This window comes from Caulobacter sp. X, from assembly GCF_002742635.1.
In the GTDB taxonomy this organism is placed as follows: domain Bacteria; phylum Pseudomonadota; class Alphaproteobacteria; order Caulobacterales; family Caulobacteraceae; genus Caulobacter.
Genome location: NZ_PEGF01000002.1, coordinates 1,546,933 through 1,570,928 on the forward strand (window position 1 = coordinate 1,546,933; position 23,996 = coordinate 1,570,928).

The 23,996-nt window shown below is 68.2% G+C and carries 24 protein-coding genes; 14 read left to right on the top strand and 10 right to left on the bottom strand.

From position 1 onward, the window contains the following. Window positions 1-65: 65 nt before the first annotated feature. The 5 genes from lpxC (at window position 66) to CSW60_RS19700 (ending at window position 6,733) form a co-directional block, all read left to right on the top strand. On the top strand, window positions 66-962 hold the full coding sequence (lpxC, locus tag CSW60_RS19680) for a UDP-3-O-acyl-N-acetylglucosamine deacetylase (protein ID WP_099538853.1): 897 nt from the start codon (window positions 66-68) through the stop codon (window positions 960-962). Between the two features lie 99 nt (window positions 963-1,061). Continuing rightward, on the top strand, window positions 1,062-1,994 hold the full coding sequence (locus tag CSW60_RS19685) for an outer membrane protein assembly factor BamD (protein ID WP_099538854.1): 933 nt from the start codon (window positions 1,062-1,064) through the stop codon (window positions 1,992-1,994). An 82-nt stretch (window positions 1,995-2,076) separates the two neighbouring features. Then, window positions 2,077-3,774 (top strand): DNA repair protein RecN, encoded by a 1,698-nt coding sequence (gene recN / locus CSW60_RS19690; protein WP_099538855.1) that lies wholly within the window; start codon window positions 2,077-2,079, stop codon window positions 3,772-3,774. A 76-nt stretch (window positions 3,775-3,850) separates the two neighbouring features. After that, the gene (gene ligA, locus CSW60_RS19695) at window positions 3,851-6,202 is read left to right on the top strand and encodes an NAD-dependent DNA ligase LigA (protein WP_099538856.1); all 2,352 of its coding nucleotides are present in this window, start codon (window positions 3,851-3,853) and stop codon (window positions 6,200-6,202) included. A gap of 111 nt (window positions 6,203-6,313) precedes the next feature. Continuing rightward, window positions 6,314-6,733, top strand: a complete 420-nt coding sequence (locus tag CSW60_RS19700; protein WP_099538857.1) for a DUF2147 domain-containing protein — start codon at window positions 6,314-6,316, stop codon at window positions 6,731-6,733. 137 nt (window positions 6,734-6,870) lie between these two features. Here CSW60_RS19700 and CSW60_RS19705 read toward each other — a convergent pair whose 3' ends face one another. Next, the gene (locus CSW60_RS19705; RefSeq protein ID WP_099538858.1) at window positions 6,871-8,682 is read right to left on the bottom strand and encodes an aminopeptidase P family protein; all 1,812 of its coding nucleotides are present in this window, start codon (window positions 8,680-8,682) and stop codon (window positions 6,871-6,873) included. Window positions 8,683-8,828: 146 nt separating this feature from the next. Between CSW60_RS19705 and CSW60_RS19710 the strand changes: the two genes are divergently transcribed. Beyond that, entirely contained in the window at window positions 8,829-9,365 is a 537-nt protein-coding gene (locus tag CSW60_RS19710) for a carbonic anhydrase (RefSeq protein ID WP_099538859.1), read from the top strand. Window positions 9,366-9,399: 34 nt separating this feature from the next. On the opposite strand, the gene CSW60_RS19715 is transcribed toward CSW60_RS19710, so the two are convergent. After that, complete coding sequence (locus CSW60_RS19715) at window positions 9,400-10,266, bottom strand: 50S ribosomal protein L11 methyltransferase (protein WP_099538860.1); 867 nt, start codon at window positions 10,264-10,266, stop codon at window positions 9,400-9,402. A gap of 45 nt (window positions 10,267-10,311) precedes the next feature. Continuing rightward, on the bottom strand, window positions 10,312-10,785 hold the full coding sequence (locus CSW60_RS19720; protein WP_099538861.1) for a hypothetical protein: 474 nt from the start codon (window positions 10,783-10,785) through the stop codon (window positions 10,312-10,314). A gap of 87 nt (window positions 10,786-10,872) precedes the next feature. Between CSW60_RS19720 and CSW60_RS19725 the strand changes: the two genes are divergently transcribed. Continuing rightward, on the top strand, window positions 10,873-12,090 hold the full coding sequence (locus CSW60_RS19725) for a low temperature requirement protein A (protein WP_099538862.1): 1,218 nt from the start codon (window positions 10,873-10,875) through the stop codon (window positions 12,088-12,090). On the opposite strand, the gene CSW60_RS19730 is transcribed toward CSW60_RS19725, so the two are convergent. Further along, window positions 12,091-14,505: an ATP-dependent helicase gene (locus CSW60_RS19730; protein WP_099538863.1), complete on the bottom strand. Its 2,415-nt coding sequence runs from the start codon at window positions 14,503-14,505 to the stop codon at window positions 12,091-12,093. A 120-nt stretch (window positions 14,506-14,625) separates the two neighbouring features. Here CSW60_RS19730 and CSW60_RS19735 point away from each other — a divergent pair, with 120 nt between their 5' ends. Both CSW60_RS19735 and CSW60_RS19740 read left to right on the top strand, forming a co-directional pair. Then, on the top strand, window positions 14,626-14,826 hold the full coding sequence (locus CSW60_RS19735) for a hypothetical protein (RefSeq protein WP_099538864.1): 201 nt from the start codon (window positions 14,626-14,628) through the stop codon (window positions 14,824-14,826). An 8-nt stretch (window positions 14,827-14,834) separates the two neighbouring features. Next, entirely contained in the window at window positions 14,835-15,095 is a 261-nt protein-coding gene (locus CSW60_RS19740; RefSeq protein ID WP_236634317.1) for a hypothetical protein, read from the top strand. Here the strand turns inward: CSW60_RS19740 and CSW60_RS19745 are convergent. The 4 genes from CSW60_RS19745 to CSW60_RS19760 all read right to left on the bottom strand — a co-directional run bounded on the left by CSW60_RS19745 (window position 15,092) and on the right by CSW60_RS19760 (window position 17,224). Further along, window positions 15,092-15,310: a ribbon-helix-helix domain-containing protein gene (locus CSW60_RS19745; protein WP_099538865.1), complete on the bottom strand. Its 219-nt coding sequence runs from the start codon at window positions 15,308-15,310 to the stop codon at window positions 15,092-15,094. The two genes, CSW60_RS19740 and CSW60_RS19745, sit on opposite strands and share 4 nt — an antisense overlap. A gap of 4 nt (window positions 15,311-15,314) precedes the next feature. Further along, a complete protein-coding gene (locus CSW60_RS19750) occupies window positions 15,315-15,491 on the bottom strand; it encodes a DUF4169 family protein (protein ID WP_099538866.1) in 177 nt (58 codons plus the stop codon). 80 nt (window positions 15,492-15,571) lie between these two features. Further along, window positions 15,572-16,156, bottom strand: coding sequence for a glutathione S-transferase family protein (locus CSW60_RS19755; RefSeq protein WP_099538867.1), 585 nt, complete (start codon window positions 16,154-16,156; stop codon window positions 15,572-15,574). A gap of 126 nt (window positions 16,157-16,282) precedes the next feature. Then, window positions 16,283-17,224 (bottom strand): hypothetical protein, encoded by a 942-nt coding sequence (locus CSW60_RS19760; RefSeq protein WP_143324224.1) that lies wholly within the window; start codon window positions 17,222-17,224, stop codon window positions 16,283-16,285. Window positions 17,225-17,422: 198 nt separating this feature from the next. On the opposite strand from CSW60_RS19760, the gene CSW60_RS19765 reads away from it, so the two are divergent. Next, entirely contained in the window at window positions 17,423-18,058 is a 636-nt protein-coding gene (locus CSW60_RS19765) for a glutathione S-transferase family protein (protein ID WP_099538869.1), read from the top strand. Between the two features lie 139 nt (window positions 18,059-18,197). On the opposite strand, the gene CSW60_RS19775 is transcribed toward CSW60_RS19765, so the two are convergent. Further along, window positions 18,198-19,400 carry a pyridoxal phosphate-dependent aminotransferase gene (locus CSW60_RS19775; protein ID WP_099538870.1) on the bottom strand — a complete coding sequence of 401 codons (1,203 nt, stop codon included), beginning with the start codon at window positions 19,398-19,400 and terminating at the stop codon, window positions 18,198-18,200. A 167-nt stretch (window positions 19,401-19,567) separates the two neighbouring features. On the opposite strand from CSW60_RS19775, the gene CSW60_RS19780 reads away from it, so the two are divergent. From CSW60_RS19780 to CSW60_RS19785, 3 genes are all read left to right on the top strand, one after another. Then, the gene (locus CSW60_RS19780; RefSeq protein WP_099538871.1) at window positions 19,568-20,290 is read left to right on the top strand and encodes a TVP38/TMEM64 family protein; all 723 of its coding nucleotides are present in this window, start codon (window positions 19,568-19,570) and stop codon (window positions 20,288-20,290) included. Between the two features lie 209 nt (window positions 20,291-20,499). Next, a complete protein-coding gene (locus CSW60_RS23275) occupies window positions 20,500-20,556 on the top strand; it encodes a hypothetical protein (RefSeq protein WP_127847010.1) in 57 nt (18 codons plus the stop codon). An 85-nt stretch (window positions 20,557-20,641) separates the two neighbouring features. Next, window positions 20,642-22,216: a 2-isopropylmalate synthase gene (locus CSW60_RS19785; protein WP_099538872.1), complete on the top strand. Its 1,575-nt coding sequence runs from the start codon at window positions 20,642-20,644 to the stop codon at window positions 22,214-22,216. On the opposite strand, the gene CSW60_RS19790 is transcribed toward CSW60_RS19785, so the two are convergent. Then, window positions 22,213-22,686 carry a hypothetical protein gene (locus CSW60_RS19790; RefSeq protein WP_099538873.1) on the bottom strand — a complete coding sequence of 158 codons (474 nt, stop codon included), beginning with the start codon at window positions 22,684-22,686 and terminating at the stop codon, window positions 22,213-22,215. The genes CSW60_RS19785 and CSW60_RS19790 overlap by 4 nt on opposite strands. A gap of 129 nt (window positions 22,687-22,815) precedes the next feature. On the opposite strand from CSW60_RS19790, the gene CSW60_RS19795 reads away from it, so the two are divergent. Beyond that, complete coding sequence (locus CSW60_RS19795; RefSeq protein ID WP_099538874.1) at window positions 22,816-23,694, top strand: DMT family transporter; 879 nt, start codon at window positions 22,816-22,818, stop codon at window positions 23,692-23,694. Window positions 23,695-23,996 lie beyond the last annotated feature (302 nt).

Consider the following 23,996-nt stretch of genomic DNA (forward strand, 5'->3'; position numbering starts at 1 on the left):
CTACATGCTAATCCGGGGCGAAAACGGCGAACCTTGGTTCGTCCGTCTAGCAATAAGGGTCTCTAGTGTCGGCTTCGGGTTATTTTCAGCACACGGTCGCGGGACCGGTGATCTTCGCGGGGATCGGCCTGCACACGGGCGCGCACGTGCGCGTCGTGGTGCGTCCGGCGGCTCCCGACGCGGGGATCGTCTTTGTGCGGACCGATGTGCATGACCGCGACAACCGCGTCCCCGCCACCGCCGACGCGGTGTGCCAGACGCAACTGGGCACGGTGATCGGCAACGCCGACGACGTCCGCGTCTCGACCATCGAGCACCTGATGGCGGCCCTGGCGGCCCTGTCGATCGACAACTGCGTCGTCGAGCTGGACGGCCCGGAAGTGCCGATCATGGACGGCTCGTCCGAGCCCTTCGTCCAGATCCTGGACCGCGCCGGCCGCCGCAAGCAGGAAGCCGTCCGCCAGTACATCGAGATTCTCGCGCCGATTCTGGTCGAGGAGGGCGACAAGCGCGCCGCGCTGCTGCCCGCCGACCGATTCGAGGTCGCGTTCGAGATCGCCTTCGGCAGCAAGGCCATTGGCCGCCAGGCCGTTGACCTAGCGATCGACGAAGAATCGTTCCGCTCGGAACTGTCGAACTGCCGCACCTTCGGCTTCGTGCGCGACGTCGAAGCCCTGCGCGCGATCGGTCTGGCCCGCGGCGGCTCGATGGAAAACGCCGTCGTGATTGACGGCGACCGCGTGCTCAATCCCGAAGGCCTCCGCCGCAAGGATGAGTTCGTTCGCCACAAGGCGCTGGACGCCATCGGCGACCTTTATGTGCTGGGCAAGCCGATCCTCGGCCGTTTCGAAGGCGTTCTGGCCGGTCATGGCCTCAATAACGCCGTGGTTCGGGCGTTGCTGTCCCAGCCGCGCGCCTGGCGCCTGCGCGCCCTCGCGTCGGAACTGGCTCAGGCGGTTTAAGAGCGTCTCGGGAAGTCGGGGCTCGGCCTTCGCATTTGCGCCTTCCGTGGCGTGGTGTAGAAGCCTTGCACGGCGCAGGGGCGCACGTTTGCTTCGAGGGTGAGAGACTCCGTGCTTCGTAATTTCTCGGGACGTTCGGCCGTCACTATCGCCGCTGTTCTCGTCGCCGTGTCGGTGGCGGGCTGCGCCGGCAAGTCCAAGAAGCCGACCCTCGCCTACGAAGAGCGCCCCGTCGAACTGCTGTACGCCACCGGCGCGAACCGCCTGGACCGCGGCAATTGGAACGAGGCCGTCGACTATTTCCGCGAAGTCGAGCGCCAGCACCCCTATTCGGAATGGTCGCGCCGTTCGATTCTGATGACCGGCTACGCCCACTACATGGGCAACAACTACAATGACGCCATCGGCGACGCCGACCGGTTCATCTCGCTGTATCCGGGCAATCCGTCGGCCAGCTACGCCTACTATCTGAAGTCCATCTGCTACTTCGAGCAGATCGTCGACGTGAACCGCGACCAGGCCGCCACGGAACAGGCGCTCGCCGCGCTGCGCGACGTCGTTCAGCGCTATCCGAACAGCGAGTACGCGACCGACGCGCGCCTGAAGATCGACATGGTCAACGACCAGCTGGCCGGCAAGGAAATGGCGATCGGTCGCTATTACCTGAAGAACGGCCAGACCCTGGCCGCCATTGGCCGCTTCAAGACCGTGATCGAGCGCCACCAGACCACCTCGCACACGCCCGAGGCGCTGTATCGCCTGGTCGAAGCCTATCTGACCCTGGGCCTGATGGACGAAGCCAAGCGCAACGGCGCGGTTCTCGGCTACAACTTCCCGGGCGACCGCTGGTACGCCGACGCCTACAAGCTGCTGAACGACAATGGCCTGAAGCCCGCTGTCGAGCCGCTGAAGGCCGGCGCCAAGCGCAACGCGCTCGAGCGCCTGCTGTCCAAGGACAAGGACGCGACCCTGGCCCCGCCAGGCGCGAAGAAGTCCAAGAAGGGCGGCCTGATGGGCGTGCTCGGCATGTGATCGCGACGGGATCGGAGCCCGATCCCGTTTCGTTCCGCCTTGGCGCTTTGAAAAACTCTGATTCCCGGCGATCCTGCGCGTCATGCTGATCGGCCTATCCATCCGTGACGTCGTGCTCATCGAGAGCCTGGACCTCGCCATCGGCGAGGGCCTGACCGCGCTGACCGGTGAAACCGGCGCGGGCAAGTCGATCATTCTGGACGCCCTCGGATTGGCGACCGGCGCGCGCGCCGACGCGGGCCTGGTCAGGCGAGGGGCCGCCGGCCACGCCTCGGCCACCGCCATCTTCGCCCTGCCGGCCGACCATCCCGCCTTCGCCTATCTCGACGACAAGGGCCTGGACTACGCCCGCGACGAGGACCTGGTCCTGCGCCGCCAGCTGTCGCCCGACGGCCGCTCGCGCGCCTTCGTCAACGACCAGGCCACCAGCGTCGGCGTGCTCAAGGATCTGGGCGGCCTTCTGCTGGAGGTCCACGGCCAGCACGAGACGGTGGGCCTGCTGGATCCCAAGACCCACCGCGGTCTGCTCGACGCGTTTGGCGGGGTGTCCGCCTCGGCGGTCGCCTCGGCCTGGAGCGCCTGGCGCGCGGCGCGGGACAAGGCCGAGGCCTTGCGAGACCTCGCCGGCCGCGCCGCCGCCGAGACCGAGGAACTGACGCTTCGCCTGTCCGAGCTGGATCGCCTTGACCCGCGCGAGGGCGAGGAGACGGCGTTGGCGGAAGAGCGGGCGCTGCTGAGCTCGGCTGAAAAGGCCATCACCGACATCGCCGCCGCTCAGGACGCCCTCGGCGGCGATAGCCTGTCGGGCAAGCTGGCCCAGGCCTATCGCGCGCTCGAACGCGCCCGCGATCGGGCTCTGCAGGCTGGCGCCCCCGCCGATGGCGTCGCCATGACCCGGCTCTCGGCCGCTTGCGAGGCCGTCGATCGCGCCATCGTCGAGGCGCAAGAGGCCAGCGCCGCCATCGATGCGGTCGCTGAATCTTTCGAGTTCGAACCCGATCGCTTGGAAAAGGCCGAGGAGCGGCTGTTCGCCCTGCGCGGCATGGCCCGCAAGCTGAACGTCCTCGTCGAGGACTTGCCAGCCAAGCGCGCCGAATTCGCGGCCCGCCTGCAGGCGATCGAGACCTCCGAGGACGCCCTGAAGGCCGCCGACAAGGAGGCCGCCGAGGCCCGCGAGGCCTATCTCTACGCCGCCGAAGCGCTGTCGGCCGAGCGCCGCGCCGCCGGCGACGCCCTTGCCGTTGCGGTCGAGGCCGAGCTGGCGCCGCTGAAGCTGGAGAAGGCCAAGTTCCGCGTGGCGCTGGAGCCGCTGGCGGAGGACCGCGCCGGCCCCACGGGCCTCGATCGGGTCGCCTTCGAGATCTCGACCAATCCCGGCGCGCCGTTCGGTCCGATGGAGGCGATCGCCTCGGGCGGCGAGCTGGCGCGCTTTGCTTTGGCGCTGAAGGCGGCGTTGGCCGGACGCGGCGGCGGTCCGCAGCCGCTGATGATCTTCGACGAGGTCGACCAGGGCGTCGGCGGGGCCGTGGCCGACGCGGTGGGGCTGCGCCTGAAGCGCCTGGCCCAGAACGCCCAGGTGCTGGTCGTCACCCACTCGGCCCAGGTCGCGGCCCGCGCCGACGCCCACTGGCGGATCTCCAAGTCCGGCGACGAGACCTCGACCCGCACCAAGGTCGAACCCCTGACGCCCACCCAGCGCGAGGAAGAGATCGCCCGCATGCTGTCGGGCGCCGAGGTCACCGAGGCGGCGCGGGCGGCGGCTCGAGCGTTGATGGCTTAGGCCGATCGCTGACTCCCACCGTCAGGGGGAGGTTGCTAACGTCCCGCCTCGTTCCCGTCCTTCCGGATTCGCCGCCGTGTCCCTGATCCCTGTCGCCGACCTCACCGAAGCCCAGGCCGTCGAGGAACTGGAGCGTCTGGCCGACACGCTGGCCGCCCACGACATCGCCTATCACCAGCAGGACAACCCGATAATCAGCGACGCCGAGTACGACGCGCTGAAGCGGCGGAACCTGGATATCGAGACTCGCTTCCCGCATCTGGTGCGCGAAAATTCCCCGTCCATGCGCGTCGGCGCGGCGCGGGCCGAGCAGTTCGCGCCGGTGCGCCACGGCGTGCCGATGCTCAGCCTCGACAACGCCTTCTCCAACGAGGAAGCCGAGGAATTCGACGCCCGCGTCCGCCGCTTCCTGCGCCTGTCGCCCAGCGAGACCCTGGCCTACACGGCCGAGCCCAAGATCGACGGCCTGTCGGCCTCGCTGCGCTACGAGAAAGGCGTGCTGGTCCGGGGCGCGACGCGGGGCGACGGCCAGACCGGCGAGGACGTCACCGCCAATCTCCGCACCATCGCCGACATCCCGCACCGCCTGAAGGGCTCGGGCTGGCCGGACGTCATCGAGGTGCGCGGCGAGGTCTATGTCGAGCTGGAGGCCTTCGCCGCCTTCAACGCCGCCGCCGAGGCCTCCGGGCAGCGGACCTACGCCAATCCGCGCAACTTCGCGGCCGGCTCGCTGCGCCAGATCGATCCGACCATCAGCGCCCAGCGGCCGCTGCGGTTCTTCGGCTATGCCTGGGGCCTGGTGTCGGAGCCGTTCGCGGACGGCCAGTGGGAGGCGCTGGAGACCCTGCGGTCGTGGGGCTTCGTGACCACGGCGCCGCCCGCGCGTCGCGTCGAGAACGCCCAAGGCCTGCTCGACGTTTACGCCGAGTTTGAGGCGCTGCGGCCGACCCTGAACTTCGACATCGACGGCGTCGTCTACAAGGTCGACGATCTGGAGCTTCAGCGCCGCCTGGGCTTCGTCTCGCGCTCGCCCCGCTGGGCGATCGCCCGCAAGTTCCCCGCCCAGAAGGCCCGCACGGTGCTCGAGGCCATCGACCTGCAGGTCGGCCGCACCGGCGCCATCACGCCGGTGGCGCGGCTGAAACCGGTGACCGTCGGCGGCGTGGTGGTGACCAACGCCACCCTGCACAATGGCGATGAGATCGAGCGCCTCGACGCGCGGATCGGCGACACGGTCGTTGTGCAGCGCGCCGGCGACGTGATCCCGCAGATCGTCGAGGTGGCGTTGGACGCGCGGCCCGATCCCGCGCCGGCGCCCTATGTCTTTCCGCATGTCTGCCCGTGTCCGCTGGAGACGCCGTTGGCGCGCGAGGTCAACGCCTCGGGCCAGGAATCAGTGGTGCGCCGCTGCACGGGCGAGTTCGCCTGTCCGTTCCAGCGCGTCGAGCACCTGCGCCACTTCGTGTCACGCCGGGCCTTCGACATCGAGGGCCTGGGCGAGAAGCAGCTGCAGGCCTTCTTCGACGAGGGCTGGATCACCGAGCCGGCCGACATCTTCAAGCTGGCGCGTGACGAGGAAAAGCTGGCCGCCCTGCGCGAGCGGGAGGGCTATGGCGAGACTTCGGTCGCCAATCTCGTGCGCGGCATCGAGGCTCGGCGCACGATCAGCATGGATCGGATGATCTACGGCCTGGGCGCGCGCGACATCGGCGAGACCACCTCGATGGTGCTGGCGCGCAACTTCGATCGGTTCGAGGACCTGCGGCACGCGGCGGAGAAGGCGGCCGGAGGCCTGCCGGGCGAGACCTATCTGGAGCTCTCCACCGCGCCCGGCGTCGGACCTAAGGCGCTGGATACGCTGGTCGAGGCGGGGCGAGGCGGCCTGAAAGCCGATCCTTGGCCGCAGACCGACGACCTCGAAATCAAGATCGGCCACGCCGTCCCCAAACTGACCAAGCCCGCCCGCGCGGCTCTGGCCCAACGCTACGGGACCTGGGACGCCTTCGCCGAGGGCCTGGCCGCCGCCGCCGCCGGGGCTCCAGGCGACGACTATTTGAATCTGGCCGCCATCGACGGTGTCGGCCCCGTCGCGGCGCAGTCGCTGGCGCGCTTCTTCGCCGAAGACCACAATCGTCAAAAGGTCGCCAACCTGGTCGCCGAGCTGGATATCCAGCCGGTCGAGAAGCCGAAGACCGACACCGCCGTGGCCGGCAAGACCATCGTCTTCACCGGCACGCTGGAGAAGATGACCCGCGACGAGGCCAAGGCCCAGGCCGAGGGACTGGGCGCCAAGGTCGCCTCATCGGTGTCGAAGAAGACCGATCTGGTCGTCGCCGGGCCTGGCGCGGGCTCCAAGCTGAAGACGGCGTCCGAGCTGGGCATCCAGGTCATGACCGAAGACGAGTGGCTGGCCCTGGTCGGAAGCTGATCGGATTTTCGAAATCCTGCCTCCTTTTCGTGTCAGCCCTTGTCCCGAGGGACGAGATCGCGCAACCAAGCGATCAAACGCGCATTTGAAGCGCGACCCAGGGAGTAATTGATGTTCCGCACCACGATGATCGCCGCCGCCGCCCTCGGCTTGTTGGCGACTCCGGCTTTCGCCGCCGACGTCGTCGGCCTCTGGCAGACCCCGACCAATGGCGGTCAGGTCGAGATTTCCCACTGCGGCAACAGCCTGTGCGGCAAGCTGGTGAACTCCAACCACATCCGCGAGAATCCCGCCCTGAAGGACGTCAAGAACAAGGATCAGTCCCAGCGGGTTCGCACGCTGAAGAACCTGCAGATGCTGTACGACTTCACGGGCGGTCCGACGAAGTGGACGGACGGCAAGGTCTATAACCCCGACGACGGCGGCACCTATTCGGGGACCATCGAGCTGATCGGCGAGAACCAGCTGAAGCTGAAGGGCTGCATCGTCGCGCCCTTCTGCAAGACCCAGGTCTGGACGCGGTTGAAGTAAGGATCGTCAAAATCCTCCCCCTAGCGGGGGAGGTGGTCCGAAGGACCGGATGGGGAAGCGCCGCCGAGCTCGACGCTTCCCTCTCCGTCGTCCCTTTGGGCCGACACCTCTCCCGCTAGGGAGAGGATTTTCGACGCCTAGAGCGGCGCGCAGGCCTGTTCCATCCAGGCCCGAACCTCCGGCTCCACCCGAGGCCCGATCTCGCGCAGCACGCGCGCATGATAGGCGTCGAACTGGGCGATCTCCTCGGGCGTCAGCAGCGACTTGTCGATCAGGCGGCGGTCGATCGGCGCCAGGGTCAGGGCCTCGAAGCGGTGCATGGGCCGCTCGCCGCCCGGCACGTCCTCGGCCGGCATGACGACCTCCAGGTTCTCGATGCGGATGCCGTATTCGCCGTCCTTGTAGTAGCCGGGCTCGTTCGAGACGATCATGCCGGGCTGCAGGGCGATGGTGTTGGGCGCCTTGGAGATTCGCTGCGGGCCCTCGTGGACGCCCAGATAGACGCCGACGCCGTGGCCGGTGCCGTGGTCGTAGTCCAGGCCGTGGGCCCACAGCGCCGCGCGGGCGAAGGCGTCGATCGCCGAGCCGGTGGTGCCGGCCGGGAAGCGCAGGCGGGCGATGGCCAGGTGCCCCTTCAGGACGAGCGTGTTGCGCTGGACCATCTCGGCCGACGGCTCGCCGATCGCCACGGTGCGGGTCACGTCGGTGGTGCCGTCCAGGTACTGGCCGCCGCTGTCGACCAGCAGCAGCGAGCCCATCTTGGCGCGCTCGTTGGACCGCTCGGTCGGACGGTAGTGGGGCAGGGCGCCATGGCCGTTGGCCGCGCCGATGGTGTCGAACGAAAGGTCCTTCAGCACGCCCGTGGCCTCGCGGAAGGCTTCCAGCTTGGCGACCGCTTCCTTTTCGTCGGGCGGATTGACCTGGCCCTCGGTCGCCAGCCAGTGCAGGAACCGCGTCAGGGCCGCGCCGTCGCGGCGGTGCGCCTCGCGCGCGCCATCCAGCTCGACCGCGTTCTTGCAGGCGCGGGGCAGGGTGCAGGGATCCATGGCCCGGACAATCTTGGCGCCGGCGGCGGCCAGGGTGTCGAAATACCAGGCCGAGGACTGGGCCGGATCGACGACCACGCTCTTGCCGGACAGATCGCCCAGCGCCTCGGCCAGGCGGTCCGGCGTTTCCAGCGAGACCTGATTGCCCAGCCACGCGGGCAGGTCGGGCGTGACCTTGGCCGGCTCGATGAACAGGCGCGCCGTGCCGTCGGCGTTCAGGATAGCCTGCGACAGGGGAAGGGGCGAGCGGATGACGTCGCCGCCGCGCACGTTGAACAGCCAGGCGATCGAGGCCGGCGCGGTGATCACCGCCGCCTCGGCGCCCAGGGCGGCCACCGAGGCGCCGACGCGGGCGCGCTTGGCGTTGGACTCCTCGCCGGCGTACTCGATCGGCTGCGGAACGATCGGGGCCATCGGCTGGGCGGGACGCGCCTCGCCCCAGGCCTGGTCGAGCGGGTTGGCGGCGACGGGCTTCAGCGTCGCGCCGGCGCGGGCGGCGGCGGCCTTCAGGGTTTCCAGCGCGGCCGGGCTGTGCAGGCGGGCGTCGTAGCCGATCACCGCGCCCTTAGAGACGGTTTCGAGATAGGCGGGCACGCCGCCCTCGACGAGGTCGCAGATCTCGAACACGCCCTGATCGACCTGTTCGCGGACTTGCAAGGTGTAGCGGCCGTCGACGAACACGGCGGCGCGATCTTTCAGGATCACGCCGGCCCCTGCCGAGCCCGTGAAGCCGCTGGCCCAGGCCAGGCGGTCGTTGGCGGCGGGCAGGTATTCGTTCTGGTGCTCGTCCTCGTGCGGCACGAGGAAGCCGTCCAGCCCCTGGGCCGCCATGGCCTGGCGGATCAGCGGGACGTGCTTGGGGCCGAAGGAGGGATCGGTGGATTCGTCGAAGGTCTGGCGCATCCCACGGATTTAGAGTCTGGCCGCCCAAACGCCAAGTCGTCGCTCGACCAGGATGAGGGTTCGTGGGGTTTCGTGCGGCTCGACGTCACATGGTCACGCTTGCGGGGGAGTGAAACTGTGCCGGCCTAGCTCGCGGAGGGACCACGATGAAGACCTGCTGTTCTCCCAAGATCACCGGCCTGTCGCGCCGGGAAGCGTTCGGTCTGATCGCCCTGGGCGGCGGCGTCAGCCTGCTGTCGACCCTGGCGCCGGGCGTGGCCCGAGCGCGCGGTCATACCGACATGCTGCTGCTGACCTGCATGGACTATCGTCTGACCGACGATACGGTCGCCTACATGGATGGGCGCGGGCTGCGCGACAAATACGACCATGTCGTCCTGGCCGGCGCCTCGCTGGGGGCCCTGACCGACCGGTATCCCAGCTGGGGCCCGACCTTCTGGAGCCATCTGGACGTCGCCATCACCCTGCATTCGATCCACAAGGTCATGGTGCTCGATCACCGCGACTGCGGGGCCTACAAGGTGATCCTCGGCCCGGAGGCGGTCGATACGCCCGACAAGGAACTGGCGGCCCATACCCAGCAGCTCCAGGCCCTGCGCGCGGAAATCAAGCGTCGGCATGAGCATCTCGAGGTGGAGCTGGGCCTGATGTCCCTCGACGGCAAGGTGCAGGACATCGCCTGACCCCATTGCGTAGAGCGGCGCTGGGGCTCCGCTCTTACGGCCGCTGCAACACCAGCGTCGCCCAGGCGTCGCGGTGGATGCGGCTCTTCACCTTGAAGCCGCGCGACAGGTAGGCGGCCTTGACCATCCGTTCCTGGGTGCGCAGCAGGCCCGACAGGATGACCGTGCCGCCGGGGACCAGGGCGCGCTTGATGTCCTGGGCCAGGCTGATCAGCGGGCGGGCCAGGATGTTGGCGAAGACCAGGTCGTAGGGCGCGTTCTCGGCGACAAGGCGGTGACCCAGGCCCGAGGCGTGGACGAAGCGCGCGTTGGCGCGGTTCACCTGGGCGTTTTCCTTGGCGATGCGCACGGACGGCTTGTCGATGTCGGTGCCGACGGCGAGCTTCGTGCCCGTGCGCGCGGCGGCGATGGCCAGGAGGCCCGTGCCGGCGCCGACGTCCAGCACCTTGTTGAACTTGCGCGCCTTGATCAGGCGGTCATAGGCCTGCAGGCAGCCGACGGTGGTGCCGTGATGGCCGGTGCCGAAGGCCGCGCCGGCCTCGATGCGCAGGTTGACCGTGCTGGCCGGCAAGCGGCCGCGGTCGTGCATGCCGTAGACGAAGAAGCGGCCGGCGCGCACCGGCGGCAGGCCCGACAGCGCCATGGCCAGCCAATCGGCGTCGGCCAAGGTGTCGCGCGTGACCTTCAGGTCGTAGTCGGCCAGCAGCGCCATCAGGCCATCGTCTTCCTCCTGGGTGGTGGGGAAGGCGTCGATGCGCCAGACGTTCTTGTCCTCGTCCTCTTCCAGGATCGAGTAGGTCGCGCCTTCCAGGCCGGGATGGTTGTCGATGGCGTCGGCGGCGGTCTCGGCGTCGGCGCGCGCGCCGCGGGCGACGATCTGCTGGGGCGTATAGTCGGTCATGCCGCTCCGTTAGCGGCAAAGCCGCCGAAAAGCGAGCCTTCAGCGCTACGGATTAATGCCGGCGAGGACCGTCGGGGTCGGCGCGCGGGGCGCGTCCTCGGGCAGGGAGACATCCAGAATATCGCCCTGCGCCGAGGCCCAGCGCGTCTCGTCGGCCGAAGGCGGCGGGGCTGCGGGGCCGTGCTCGACCGGGACATAGGGCGGCGGCTCCGGCGCGGGCGGCGGCTCGTAGTCCGCGTACTGGACCGCTGGCTGCGGGGCGCGGGCTGGCTTCAGCGAGTCCGTGCCGATCACGTAGTCCGGGACCTTGCCGGTCGGCCAGGCGATCGGCTCGGCCTCGGCCATCACGGGGCGTTCGACGCGCTCCATCTCGGGGACGTAGGGTCCGTCCTGTGGGCCCGTCTGCATGAAGAGACCCGCCAGCAGGCCGGCGGCCGCGAACGACGGCGCGCCATAGGCCACGGGGCGGGTGAGGGCGAAGGCCTTCAGGCGATCGAGGATCAGGTCCAGGCGTTCCATGTCGCTAGAGCGCGCGAACCGGCTGTTGGTTTCGGGAGCGACCCTTGCGAGGCTAGTTTCGGCGTCTTGACTGTGGTCAAGAGAGACATGGCCGACACCAAGACGCCGCTCCTGCGGGAACGCAACGCCGCCGAACACGCCCGCGTGACCTATGCGGAGCTGTTCTTCGACCTGGTGTTCGTGTTCGCGGTCACCCAGCTGTCGCACGCGGTGCTGCGCCATCCCGATGGTCCCGGCCTGATCCACGCGACCCTGCTGCTGCTGGCGGTGTGGTGGTCGTGGATCTACACGGCCTGGGCCACCAACTGGCTGGACCCCGAGCGCGGTCCGGTCCGGCTTATGCTGTTCGTGATGATGGCCGCGGCCCTGGTGCTGGCCGCGGCCATCCCCGACGCCTTCGGCGAGCGGGGCCTGGCTTTCGCGGCCGGGCACGTGATCATCCAAGTTGGCCGCACGGCCTTCTTCCTGTGGAGCGCCTGGCGCGCGCCGCAGCACCGCGCCAACTTCGCCCGCATTCTGGCCTGGCTGGTCTTCGCCGCCGTCTTCTGGATCGCCGGCGCGTTCGTGCAGGGCGAGGCTCGCCTGGCCGTCTGGGGCCTGGCGCTGGGCATCGAGTACCTGTCGCCGGCTGTCGGCTTCTGGACCCCGGGCCTCGGACGCACCAAGAGCCAGGAGTGGAAGGTCGAGGGCGGCCACATGGCCGAGCGCTGCGCCCTGTTCACGATCATCGCCCTGGGCGAGTCGATCATCGTCAGCGGCAGCACGGTGATGGGCATGCCGTGGGACCCGCCGGTGATGGCGGCGTTCACCAGCGCCTTTCTGTGCAGCCTGGCGATGTGGTGGATCTATTTCTCATCGACCGCCGAGGCCGCCAGCAAGGCGATCGAGGAGGCGAGGGATCCCGGCGCCATCGCCCGCGTGGCCTACACCTATACGCACCTCTTGCCAGTCGCCGGGATCATCGTGGCGGCGGTCGGCGACGAGTGGGTGATCCACCATCCGCTGGGCCACGCCGATTTCAAGATCGCAGCGGCCGTGATCGGCGGGCCGTTCCTGTTCCTACTGGGAACGCTGCTGTTCAAGCTGGCGGTGTTCCGTCGCTGGTCGCGGGCGCGGATCACCGGTCTTGTCGCCTTGGTCGCGCTGGTCCCCGTGTCGCTAAGCCTGAGCCCTCTGGCGCTGTCGGCCCTGTCGACCCTGGTCCTAGCGGCGGTCGGCGCGTGGGAGAGCCTGACGCCGCGCCCGGCCGAGAAGCCGCCCGAGCATGACGGCGTCAAGCCCGGGCTGAAGCCGGAGAAAGGCTGATCAGGCCTTCTCGACGAAGCTGTCGATCACCTTCTTCTCGCCGGCCTTGTCGAAGGCGACGGTCAGCTTGTTGCCCTCGACGCCGGTGACCTTGCCGTAGCCGAACTTGACGTGGAACACCCGGTCGCCGCGCGCATAGGCGCTGTTGGTCGGCGCCGAGACGGCGACCAGCCGGCCTTCGCCCTCGATCGGGGCCGAGCGGGCGGACGAGCCGGCGCGCACGCCGCCCGAGCGCCACGATCCGCCGCGCTCGGCGAAGCCCGAGGTCCGCTCCTGGGCCCGTTTCCAGCCCGGGCTGTCGTAGCTGCCGGCCTGGAAGGCGGACGTACCCGGATCGTCCCAGCGCGAGGCGGCCGTCGACTGCATGCCGGGGCCGCCGCCGTAATAGCCGGTCTCGGACGCCGCATCGACGTGGGCGATGGGCAGCTCGTCGACGAAGCGGCTGGGCAGTTGCGACGTCCAGCGGCCATAGACCTGCCGGTTGGCGACGAAGCTGATCCGGGCCTCCTCGCGGGCGCGGGTAATGCCGACATAGGCCAGGCGCCGCTCTTCCTCGAGACCCTTCTCGCCCTTGTCGTCCATGCTGCGCTGGCTGGGGAAGACGCCTTCCTCCCAGCCGGGCAGGAAGACCAGCGGGAACTCCAGCCCTTTGGCCGAGTGCAGTGTCATGATCCAGACGGCGTCGCCGGTGGCCTCGCGGTCCAGGTCCATGACCAGCGACACGTGCTCCAGATAGGCTTCGAGCGTATCGAACGCGCCCATCGACTGGACCAGTTCCTTCAGGTTCTCCAGCCGGGTCTGGCTGGTCGGACCCTTGTCGAGGCGCAGGGCGTCGGTATAGCCGCTCTCCTCCAGCACCGTCTCCAACAGGCGCTGGTGGTGGACAGAGCCGACCATCGAGCGCCAGCGGTCGAGGTCGCGGATGAAGTTGCTGAGCGCCGTGCGCGTGCGGGCCGGAAGCTCGTCGCTGGTGATGATCTGCCGGGCCGCCTCGGTGGTCGAGATTCCGCCCAGGCGGGCGATCTGCAGCAGCTTCTGCACCGAGGTGTCGCCGATGCCGCGCTTGGGCGTGTTGACGATCCGCTCGAAGGCCAGGTCGTCGTCGGGTGACTGGATCAGGCGCAGATAGGCGTGGGCGTCGCGGATCTCGGCGCGCTCGAAGAAGCGCGGGCCGCCGACCACCTTGTAGGGGATCTGCAGCAGCACGAAGCGCTCTTCGAACGCGCGCATCTGGAAGCTGGCGCGGACCAGGATGGCCATCTGGCTGTACTTGCGGCCGGCCTTCCTGGCGCGCTCGATCTCGTCGGCGATCAGACGGCTCTCCGCCTCGCCATCCCAGACGCCTGACACCTTGACCTTCTCGCCGCCCTTGGATGGGGTCCACAGGGTCTTGCCCAGACGGCCCTTGTTGGCGGTGATCAGGCCCGAGGCGGCGGCCAGGATGTGTTCGGTCGAGCGGTAGTTGCACTCCAGCCGCACGACCTTGGCGCCCGGGAAGTCGCGTTCGAAGCGCAGAATGTTGTCGACCTCGGCCCCGCGCCAGCCGTAGATCGACTGGTCGTCGTCGCCGACGCAGCAGACGTTCTGCCGACCCTGGGCCAGCAGGCGCAGCCACAGGTACTGGGCGACGTTGGTGTCCTGGTACTCGTCGACCATCACGTATTTGAAGCGGCGCTGGAACTCGTCCAGCACGTCGGGATGGCCGGTGAACAGGCTGATATTGTGCAGCAGCAGGTCGCCGAAGTCGCAGGCGTTCAGGATGCGCAGGCGCTCCTGGTACTGACGGTAGAGGGTGACGCCCTTGCCGTTGGCGAACTCGCCGGCTTCGCTGGTCGGGACGCGGTCGGGCGTCCAGCCGCGGTTCTTCCAGCCGTCGATGATCTGCGACAGGATCCGCGGGGTCCATCGCTTGGCGTCGATGTTCTCGGCCTCGATCAGCTGTTTGAGCAGCCGCTCCTGATCGTCGGTGTCGATGATCGTGTAATTGGACTTGAGCCCGATCAGCTCGGCGTGGCGGCGCAGGATCTGGGCGGCCACCGAGTGGAAGGTGCCCAGCCACCGCAGGCCCTCGGCTTCCGGGCCGATGATATGGGTGATCCGCTCGCGCATCTCGCGCGCGGCCTTGTTGGTGAAGGTGACCGCCAGCAGCTCCCACGGCTTGGCGCGGCCGGTGGCGAGGATGTGGGCCAGGCGCGTGGTCAGCACGCGGGTTTTGCCAGTGCCCGCGCCGGCTAGGACGAGCAAGGGACCCTCGGTGGTCTCGACCGCCTCGCGCTGCTCGGGATTCAGGCCGTCCAGATAGCCGGGCGCGGCCCCCGCGGGCGGGCGGGCCCGGGCGAGATCGGAAATACGCGGAGCGGGGAGGTCGCCTGGGAATTCGTCCTGGAATTCTGGCGAGTCGGCGTCGGAATGCATGGGAACATATGTAGCACACGGAACGCGCGGCTTAAGCCCAAACCCGCCTAAAGGGGAACTCCGCCCGCGTCGTGTCGTTGATCCGACAATGGAAATCGCCAAACGGCGGGGAGATTTCGAATGTCGGAAGAGACCAGCAACAGCGGCGGCGGCAACAGCGTCCTGGCCTTTATCGTGGGCGGCCTAGTGGTGATTGTCGCCGTGCTCGCCTTCTTCATGTGGTCGGGCGGCGTCGGTCACAAAAAGCAGGTCGACGTGAACATCTCGGCCTCGGCGCCCAAGTTGCCTGACGCGCCCGCGCCCAAGGCGCCTGGAGGCTGAGGCCCTTCATGACCGCCATGGCGCGTGATGATCGTCGCTCCGAAGCCCGTCGCGACAGCGGCGGGCTCTGGGCGGCCCTCTTGGTTCTGGCGCTTCTGGCCGGCGCCGTCTGGGGCGCCTGGCGGTTGGGCGTGATGGCGGGCGAGGGCGTTTCCTGGCGTCAGGCGTTGCCGGCCGTACCCGAAGCTCTGCGCAAGACGCCGATGCCTAAGCCGCCGCCTTTGCCGACGCAACGGCGACCAGCGGTGGAGCCAGCCTTGCGGCGCTAACCCGCGAGGCTGGCCGCCTCGTTTAGCGCGAACACCCGGCATGCGGAGGCGAGGGCGCGATCGCCTCTAGCGTTATCGATGCGCTGGATCAGCGCCGCCAAGCTGCCCCCATCCTTGGCGGCCGCCCGCTCCAACACCGCCCAGAACTCTGGCTCCAAGGCCAGCGACGTCGCGTGGCCGGCCAGATTCACCGAGCGCTTTTTCAATCCCGCCAATCGCTCAGTCCTCGCGCTTGGCGCCGTCCAGTTCGCGCCGGAGCTTCTCGGCGCGAGCGGCCTCGAGGGTCTTCTCGGCCTTGGTGCGGCCGAAGCGCGCCCGGTTCTCGGCGGCGCGAGCCTTGTCATCGGCCTTGGCCTTGGCCTTGCGGGCCTGGTTCAGATTGACGACGTCGGCCATGGCGGCGGTTGCCTCGAAGCTTCTCGTGCTTCGACGGTCATCCACCGAACGGGCCGACGAAGCAAGCCCCGGACCTGAGCTCAGGCGTCGTCCTTGGCCAGGGCGCGGGCGAGGGCCGGGCGGGCGTTGGCCCGCGCCAGCCAGTCGTCATAGACCTTGTGCGGCGGCAGCATCTGGCGCGCGAACTGCAGCAGGCTGACGAACATGATGTCGGCGGCGGAGAAGTTGTCGCCCAACAGCCAGGGCGAAACCTCCAGCGTGGTGCGCAGCCGGTCGTCCATGGCCTGGTACTGTGTCTTGTCCTGGTCGTCCTGGCGCTGCTTCCAGAGATTGGTCACGCACGGCTCCAGCACGCCGGCATAGTAGGCCAGCCAGGAGAGGTAAGGACCCCGAAGCGGATCGCCGACCAGCGGTCCGAGCCCGGCGGTGGGGAACTTGTCGGTCAGGTAGAGGGCGATCGCCGCGGATTCCGTGACCAGCACGCCGTCATCCAGCAGGGCCGGCACCTGCCCGTGAGGGTGAGGATTGGCCGGATCGCGCGCGCCGGTGTTGCTGACGCTGCGAAAGATGTCGACCTTGCGGATCTCGTAGGGCGCGCCGAGCTCCTCCAGCAGCCAGATGAACCGCGTCGAACGCGAACGAGGGGCGTGGAAAAGGGTCAGCATGGCGGTCGTCCGTTTGAGAGGAGCTTTGTAGTCCCAAGATCCACTGATGACGGCCGGCCGTCCAAAATATGTCAGCAGGCGTGACCGCCGGCGGGAGCGCGACGCGCCGCGGCTCCATCAAGCGTGTTATTGACGCGCCTTCACGGGCAAGCGTGGCGCCGCCGATCCGTACTCCAGCGACCTCCATTCCACGAGGTCGTTCCTGACGCCGACCATCGCAAAGTCCTCGAAGTTCGAGAGGTTTCGCGTCGGGCCCCCGCCCATGTTTATCCTCAGCACGACATAGCCCGGCGAGGTCCCCTTGATGACATCCACCCCCGAGCGCCCCCGCAGGAAGGCCTTGAGGCCGCCGGGCGCGCGGTAACCCGGTGCGAGTTGCTGATAAAGCGCCGCGCCCGCGCGCTGGTGGCGCGCGCGCGAGCTGTTCATGAACGGAAGCGTCACCGCGAACGGCATAAGGGCCAGCCCTTGCATGTCGCTGGCGGAGAGAAACTCTTGTTTGGACTCGGCGCGCGGCCTGGGCCCGCGTCGCAGCTCGAGCGTCTGGCACTCGATGGTCAGCTCCATTTGCGCGTCCAAAGGCTTTCTTCCCCAACGGGTCATGAAGGCCTCGCCGTCCTCCAGAGGAAGCTTGCCGGGCGCGGAATAGACGCTGGAGTCCCAACCGGAGGGTGGCGGGCTCCAGACGCGGTCAAGCTTGCCGTTCCGATACATCAACAGGACCCCATTCCCGTAGAGGGGACCGATGTTTCCGCATGACGTCATGGACATCGGCGGGCCTTCGGTCCGCGTGCGCGACTGGGTCGAGAACCGGGCGGCGCCGGGGTCTCTCAGATTGTCCTCAAGCGTGGCGAACGACAGAACGCCGCGCGCTGTCGCCAGCTCGAAGTCCATCTGTCTTGGCCAATCGATATCGAGCCCCACCAGCTTGCGCTGAACCTCCAGGGGAGAGCGACCGATCAGATCGCGGACGACAACGACGTGTTCCCGTGAAATCGGCTGGGCGTGGCCTCCGTTCGGCCATGCAAGGAGAACAACAGCCGCCGCGAGGCGAAGCGCGCGCTTCATCGAGAACTCCCGTTGCGCTGTCCGGCGAAGGGCCAGTGTCGAGCCCTGGAACAAGAGCGGCGATCTCTGATCGTATGGAGCGCAATTCTCGCGCGCAAGGCAAGCTCGACTTGACCTTGGGGTGAAGGCGGGTGAGGGGGGGCGCTTGACCATCGCCCGATAGCCGATCCTATCGGCGCTGAGATTCCAGGAGGTCACATGTACACGCTCTATGGTTCGCCCAGCACGGCCGGCACGGCCATCCACTGGATGTTGTTGGAGCTCGGCGTTCCGTTCGAGGTGAAGCTGCTGGACTTCGAGAAAGGCGAGCACAAGACGGCGGAGTATTTGGCGCTCAATCCCGATGGCGTGGTGCCGACCCTGATCGTCGACGGCGCGCCGGTGACTCAGATGGCCGCGCTCGCCACCCTGTTGGCCGAGCGGCATCCCGAGGCGGGGTTCGCATCGGCGGCGGGTTCGCCCGAGCGGACAGCCTACCTCAGCTGGAGCTTCTGGCTGGCCAACAGCTTCCAGCCGCACTTCCGCGCCTGGTTCTATCCGCACGAGCCGGCCGGCGGCGAGGCGCAGGACGCCGTGAAGTCGGCCGCCCGGACGCGGATCGAGGCCGGGCTCTCGCGACTGGACGCCCATCTGGCCGGGCGCGACTACATTGTCGGCGGCACGTTCACGACGGTGGACCTTTTGGCCACGATCCTGTGCCGCTGGTCACGCAACATGCCCAAGCCCGCGACCGAGTGGCCGAACCTCAAGCGCTATCTCGACCGCATCCGCCAGCGCCCGGCGCTGCGCGAGGTCCACGCCCGCGAGGGACTGACCGACTGGATCAATGGGTAGGGTAAGAAAGATGCTCCCCCGCGATGCGGGGGAGCTGTCACGGAGTGACTGAGGGGGCTAATGCGGCATGCATCCAGCTAGCCCCCTCCGGCCCTCTGGGCCACCTCCCCCGCGTCGCGGGGGAGGAACTATTGAGAGCTTACTTCACAGCCGCGCAGAAGCGCTGGATGCGCGAGCAGGCGTCTTCCAGCACGTCGCTGCTGGTGGCGTAGCTGATGCGGAAGAACGGCGAGAGGCCGAACGCCGCGCCGTGCACGACGGCGACGCCTTCCGACTCCAGCAGTTCGGTCGCGAAATCCTCGTCGCTCTCGATGACCTTGCCCGAGGGGGCGGTCTTGCCGATCAGGCCGGCGCACGAGGGATAGACGTAGAACGCGCCTTCCGGGGTCGGGCAGTGCAGGCCGTTGGCCTGGTTCAGCATCGACACCACGAGGTCGCGGCGCTCTTGGAACAGCTTGGCGTTCGGCTTGATGAAGTCCTGCGTGCCGTTCAGCGCTTCCAGAGCGGCCCACTGCGAGATCGAGCAGGGGTTCGAGGTCGTCTGGCTGATCATCTTGCCCATGGCCTTGATCAACGGCTCGGGACCGCCGGCGTAACCGATGCGCCAGCCGGTCATCGAATAGCCCTTGGACACGCCGTTCATCGTCAGGGTGCGGTCGTAAAGCTTGGGCTCGACCTGGGCGATGGTGGTGAACTCGAAGTCGTCGAACACCAGGTGCTCGTACATGTCGTCGGTCAGCACCCAGACCTGCGGATGGCGCAGCAGCACGTCCGCCAGGGCCTTCAGCTCGGCGCGGGTATAGGCGCCGCCCGAGGGGTTCGAGGGGCTGTTGATGATCAGCCACTTGGTCTTCGGCGTGATCGCCGCTTCCAGGGCAGCCGGCGTGATCTTGAAGCCGCTCTCGGCGGTGGTCTCGACCGAGACGGGCGTTCCGCCGGCCAGCAGGGTCATGTCGGGGTACGACACCCAGTACGGCGCGGGGATGATCACCTCGTCGCCCGGGTTCAGCGTGGCGACCAGAGCGTTGTAGATCACCGGCTTGCCGCCCGGGGCGACGTGGATCTGGCTGGGCTTGTACTCCAGGCCGTTCTCGCGCTTGAACTTGGCGCAGATGGCGGCCTTCAGCTCGGGCATGCCGTCCGGGTCGGTGTACTTGGTCTTGCCGGCCTTGATGGCTTCGATGGCGGCGTTCTTGATATTGTCCGGCGTGTCGAAGTCGGGCTCGCCCGCGGAAAGGGCGATCACGTCACGACCGGCGGCTTTCAGCGCGCGCGCCTTGGCGCTGATGGCGATGGTGGCCGACGGTGCGATGCGCCGCAGGGCGGCGGACTCGAGCGACATCTTGCAGGACTCCCCTGGGTTTGCCTGGTCCGACTTGAGGACCGTTTCAGGATTGCGGCGGTCTTTACGCCCCCGTTCGCCGCGGCGCAACGCGGGAGAGGGCGGTTTCGAGAGGTCTTCCACCGGTCGCGCTTGACCCGGCGCGAACCATGGGCGAGGCAAGGCGCGTGATCCGCCGTTTCATCGACTTCGTGACCAATATGGACGCCCGCGCCTGGCGCATGGTGGCGGTCTCGTTCGTGCTGTTCGGCGGGGTCGGAGTCGTCTTCCTGTTCGGCGCGCAGCTGTTGGGCGTCAACGGCGAGGCGGCGGTCGAGCATTGGCTGGGCGCGGCCACGGGGCCCTGGGCTCTGCCGGTGGCGGTGGCCGCCTTCGCGGTGATGGCCTTCCTGGGCGTGCCGCAGTTCGTGCTGATCGCCGCGGCGGTGGTGGCCTTCGGACCCTGGACCGGCTTCGCCTACAGCTGGATCGGCACCCTGGTCTCGTCGCTGGTCGGCTTCTGGCTGGGGCGGATCTATGGCGCCAAGATCCTGCGCGAGTTCGCCACCGAAGGCGTGAACAAGTTCATGCGGATGATCGGCAAGAACGGCTTCATGGCCAGCCTGATCGTGCGCCTGGTGCCCTCGGCGCCGTTCATCGTCGTCAACATGGCGGCCGGCGTGACGCCGATGCGGCTGCGCGACTTCGCGAGCGGCACGGCCATAGGCATCGTCCCCAAGATCGCCCTGACCGCCTTCGCCGGCAATTCGATCGTCCAGGCGATGAAGGGCGGCGGCAAGCAGCACATCGTGATGATCATCCTGGCGATCGTCATCTGGCTGGGCATGGGCCTTATCAGCCGCAATTGGCTGAAGAAGCGCGAAGCCGCGGAAGAAACCGTTTCCGAGTAGAGCCATCCCCAATCTCGTTGCTAGGATTTGGCAAGAACCGTGCTGGCGAAGGCGATTTGATGAGAGGCTTTGGCCCTCCCGCCGCGTGAGCGGGGATATATATTTCCGAGAGTGCATGTCGCGGCAATAATATTGCTTAGCATGCGGCGGATTGCGCGCTGGGCGCAAATTGCTTGCTCGATTCAAGGCGCCTGTGTAGAAAGTCGCTCATGACTGTCGCGCGCGACCTGCTTTCGCTTCGGCTTATCAGCCCCTGGGCGCTCTAGGGGCCGCGCATCGTCGTGGCCGGGCGCACAGGGGATTTCTGACCCGCAGCCCGCACGCCACACACCCCTTTCGACGAGTACTTCCATGACCTCCGTATCGACCAGCGCTTCGGACAAGCGCGACAACGTCGTCATTTTCGACACCACCATGCGCGACGGCGAGCAGTCGCCCGGCGCCTCGATGTCGCTGGAAGAGAAGCTGGAGCTGGCCAAGATCCTCGAGGAGATGGGGGTCGACATCATCGAGGCCGGCTTCCCGATCGCCTCGAACGGCGACTTCGAGGCCGTCCGCGAAGTGGCCAAGATCGTCAAGAACTCGACCATCGCCGGCCTGTGCCGCGCCCACCAGGTCGACATCGACCGCTGCGCCGAGGCCCTGAAGCCCACCCAGCGCGGCCGCATCCATGTGGTGATCGCCACCTCCGACCTGCACATGAAGCACAAGCTGCAGATGGAGCCGGATCAGGTCATCGACGTGATCGCCCGCTCGGTCAGCCACGCCCGCAACCTGCGCGACGACGTCGAGTGGTCGGCCGAGGACGCCACCCGCAGCGACCGCCAGTTCCTGCGCCGCGCGGTCGAGACCGCCATCAAGGCCGGCGCCACGACGATCAACCTGCCCGACACCGTCGGCTACACCTATCCGTCGGAATACGCCGATCTCTTCAACTGGATGGTCAACAACGTCGAGGGCGCCGACAAGGTGATCTTCTCGACCCACTGCCACAACGACCTGGGCCTGGCCGTCGCCAACAGCCTGGCCGGCGTGCAGGGCGGGGCCCGCCAGGTCGAGTGCGCGATCAACGGCCTGGGCGAACGCGCCGGCAACGCCGCGCTGGAAGAGATCGTCATGGCCCTGAAGGTGCGCGGCGACCGCCTGCCGTTCCGCACGGGCATCGACACCACCCACATCACCCGCGCCAGCCGCTACGTCTCGGCCATCACCGGCTTCCCGGTGCAGTACAACAAGGCTATCGTCGGCAAGAACGCCTTCGCGCACGAGAGCGGCATCCACCAGGACGGCATGCTCAAGAACCGCGAGACCTACGAGATCATGACGCCGGAGTCGGTGGGTCAGGCCCCGTCGAGCCTGGTCATGGGCAAGCACTCGGGCAGCCACGCCTTCCGCGCCAAGCTGAAGGACCTGGGCTACGAGCTGGGCGAGAACGCGCTGAAGGAGGCCTTCGGCCGCTTCAAGGACCTGGCCGACCGCAAGAAGCACGTCTACGACGACGACATCATCGCCCTGGTCGACGACGCCCTGGCGCGCGGCTCGGAGAAGATCCGCGTCTCGCGTCTGCGCGTGGTGGCCGGCACCGACGGCCAGTCGGCCGAGCTGACCCTGGACGTGGACGGCGTCTCCAGCACCGCAGAGGCCACGGGCGACGGTCCCGTCGACGCGGTGTTCAACGCCATCCACAAGATCGTGCCGCACAGCGCCGCCCTGCGCCTCTTCCAGGTGCACGCGGTGACCGAAGGCACCGACGCCCAGGCCCAGGTCTCGGTGCGTCTGGAAGAGGACGGCCGCATCGCCACCGGCGCGGCCGCCGACACCGACACGCTGACGGCTTCGGCCAAGGCCTATGTCAACGCCCTCAACAACCTCTTCGCCCGCAAGGAGAAGAGCCGGCCCGAAGCGGCGATCGCCAGCGGCTTTTAAGCAGCTCGGCGGTTGCTGAACGGCCGCGTCGCCAGGATTTCAGCCCCCAGGTGCGCCTGGGGCTGAACGTCCAGGCCCAGCTCCCGCAAACTGTCGGCGAGCGCCCTTCGGGGCGTCTCGTCCAGCAGCGCGCCCGCGTCCACGACCAGCGTCCCGCCGGGACGCAGCATCGTGTAGGTCGCGGCGACGACGGCGCGCGCGTCGTGCGCCGTGGGGCAAGCGATCACCAGCAGCACGTCGCTGCGTTCGTCGGCGGCCCCACACGTCGCCCGCCGCGCCGCCTCGACCCGCTGGTAGCCGCGCCGCCAAAGCTGGCACATGGCGTCTCCGGCGCCGGGGCCAGCCACGGCCACGAAGCAGAGCGGCGTGGCCTGGGCGAGCTCAAGCATGCGATCCAGGGCGGGATTGATCCCTTCTGTCGGGACGCCCAGCAGAAACTGAGCGGCTTGACGGAGCGGGTGGGGCGACATGGTCGAAGAACCTCATCAAAGCGGGCGTCCACGAATGGCGCCCTACGCCGTCCTTGATGCGCCTTGGCCGCGTAAGGGCTCCATGCGAAACAAGCCCGCCCCGCCTAAGGGCGGCGTAAAGGTCCAACGATGATCTGGATTCCCATCACGGTAGGGGCCGCCGCCTTGCAGGTCGCGCGCAACGCCGCGCAGCGCTCGATCATGGGCGGAGCGGGACCCTGGGGCGCGACCCTGGTGCGGTTCCTGTTCGGCCTGCCGTTCGCCACGGCGTTCGCGGCTGTCGGCTGGCTGCTGACGCCGGGCGCGAGCGCGCATCCGACGCCCATCTTCTGGCTGGCCTGCGCCGCCGGGGCCGGGCTGCAGATCGCCGCGACCGCCGCCTTGCTGACCGCGATGCATCGCTCGACCTTCGCCCTGGGCACGGCCATGCAACAGAGCGGCTTGCCGTTCGCCCTGGTCTGGGGCGCGCTGCTCTTCGGGGACCATGTCGGTCCGGTCACCTGGGCGGGCGGGCTGATCGCCAGCGCGGGTCTCGCCATCCTGACCTGGCCGCGGGGCGAGGTCGTGATGCGCAAGGGCGCGGCGCTGGCGGGTCTGGGCTCCGGCGCGATCTTCGCCCTCAGCGCCAACTGCTTTCGCCAGGCCAGCCTGGCGTTCGAGCCGGCGCATCCGGCCGCCTCGGCCTTCGTCACGGTGATGGCGGTGCAGGCGATCCAGACGGTTGGCTTGACGGGCTATCTGGCCTGGCGAAGTCCGGACTCGTTGCGCGCGGTGATCGCCGCCTGGCGCCAGTCGCTGGGCGCGGGGTTCTGCGGGGCGGCGGCGTCGGGCCTGTGGTTCACGGCCATGGCCCTGTCGCCGGTGGGACCGGTGAGGGCGGTCGGCGTGGTCGAGATGCCGATCGCCGCGATCGCCGGACGTCGTCTGTTCAAGGAACGTCTGACCCCGCTGCAAGTGCTGGCCGGGGCGGTGACGGCGGTCGGGGTCGTGATGGCGGCCGTGGGCTAGATTTCGCCACGATCGGATGCTGGGGCGACTTCACCGGAAAAGCCGTCAAACGCGCGCCGAATAGACCTTGAAATCAACGCTTTCGCAGGGCAAACGGGCTGTCGTCGATGCGTTTTGGCGATCAGGACGATGGCGCGGCCAGGCGGCGGCGCTTCCGCCCGGTGTTCAGGGCGCGCCGACCGGGTCGAAGTCCCCAAGTTGCGGGAATCATGTTGTCCTCGCATTGATTTGAAGTAGGAGCCGTTTTCCTTCGTCGCCTCCTCCGCCGGATGTCCGGACGGAACGGGTTCCGCTTCTCCGAC

Bases quoted from the DNA above. Each gene is read 5' to 3' on its own strand.
- recN (WP_099538855.1), top strand. From the start codon at position 2,077: ATGCTGATCGGCCTATCCATCCGTGACGTCGTGCTCATCGAGAGCCTG.
- CSW60_RS19700 (WP_099538857.1), top strand. From the start codon at position 6,314: ATGTTCCGCACCACGATGATCGCCGCCGCCGCCCTCGGCTTGTTGGCG.
- CSW60_RS19705 (WP_099538858.1), bottom strand. From the start codon at position 8,682: ATGCGCCAGACCTTCGACGAATCCACCGATCCCTCCTTCGGCCCCAAG.
- CSW60_RS19710 (WP_099538859.1), top strand. From the start codon at position 8,829: ATGAAGACCTGCTGTTCTCCCAAGATCACCGGCCTGTCGCGCCGGGAA.
- CSW60_RS19715 (WP_099538860.1), bottom strand. From the start codon at position 10,266: ATGACCGACTATACGCCCCAGCAGATCGTCGCCCGCGGCGCGCGCGCC.
- CSW60_RS19720 (WP_099538861.1), bottom strand. From the start codon at position 10,785: ATGGAACGCCTGGACCTGATCCTCGATCGCCTGAAGGCCTTCGCCCTC.
- CSW60_RS19725 (WP_099538862.1), top strand. From the start codon at position 10,873: ATGGCCGACACCAAGACGCCGCTCCTGCGGGAACGCAACGCCGCCGAA.
- CSW60_RS19730 (WP_099538863.1), bottom strand. From the start codon at position 14,505: ATGCATTCCGACGCCGACTCGCCAGAATTCCAGGACGAATTCCCAGGC.
- CSW60_RS19735 (WP_099538864.1), top strand. From the start codon at position 14,626: ATGTCGGAAGAGACCAGCAACAGCGGCGGCGGCAACAGCGTCCTGGCC.
- CSW60_RS19740 (WP_236634317.1), top strand. From the start codon at position 14,835: ATGACCGCCATGGCGCGTGATGATCGTCGCTCCGAAGCCCGTCGCGAC.
- CSW60_RS19750 (WP_099538866.1), bottom strand. From the start codon at position 15,491: ATGGCCGACGTCGTCAATCTGAACCAGGCCCGCAAGGCCAAGGCCAAG.
- CSW60_RS19755 (WP_099538867.1), bottom strand. From the start codon at position 16,156: ATGCTGACCCTTTTCCACGCCCCTCGTTCGCGTTCGACGCGGTTCATC.
- CSW60_RS19760 (WP_143324224.1), bottom strand. From the start codon at position 17,224: ATGAAGCGCGCGCTTCGCCTCGCGGCGGCTGTTGTTCTCCTTGCATGG.
- CSW60_RS19765 (WP_099538869.1), top strand. From the start codon at position 17,423: ATGTACACGCTCTATGGTTCGCCCAGCACGGCCGGCACGGCCATCCAC.
- CSW60_RS19775 (WP_099538870.1), bottom strand. From the start codon at position 19,400: ATGTCGCTCGAGTCCGCCGCCCTGCGGCGCATCGCACCGTCGGCCACC.
- CSW60_RS19785 (WP_099538872.1), top strand. From the start codon at position 20,642: ATGACCTCCGTATCGACCAGCGCTTCGGACAAGCGCGACAACGTCGTC.
- CSW60_RS19790 (WP_099538873.1), bottom strand. From the start codon at position 22,686: ATGTCGCCCCACCCGCTCCGTCAAGCCGCTCAGTTTCTGCTGGGCGTC.
- CSW60_RS19795 (WP_099538874.1), top strand. From the start codon at position 22,816: ATGATCTGGATTCCCATCACGGTAGGGGCCGCCGCCTTGCAGGTCGCG.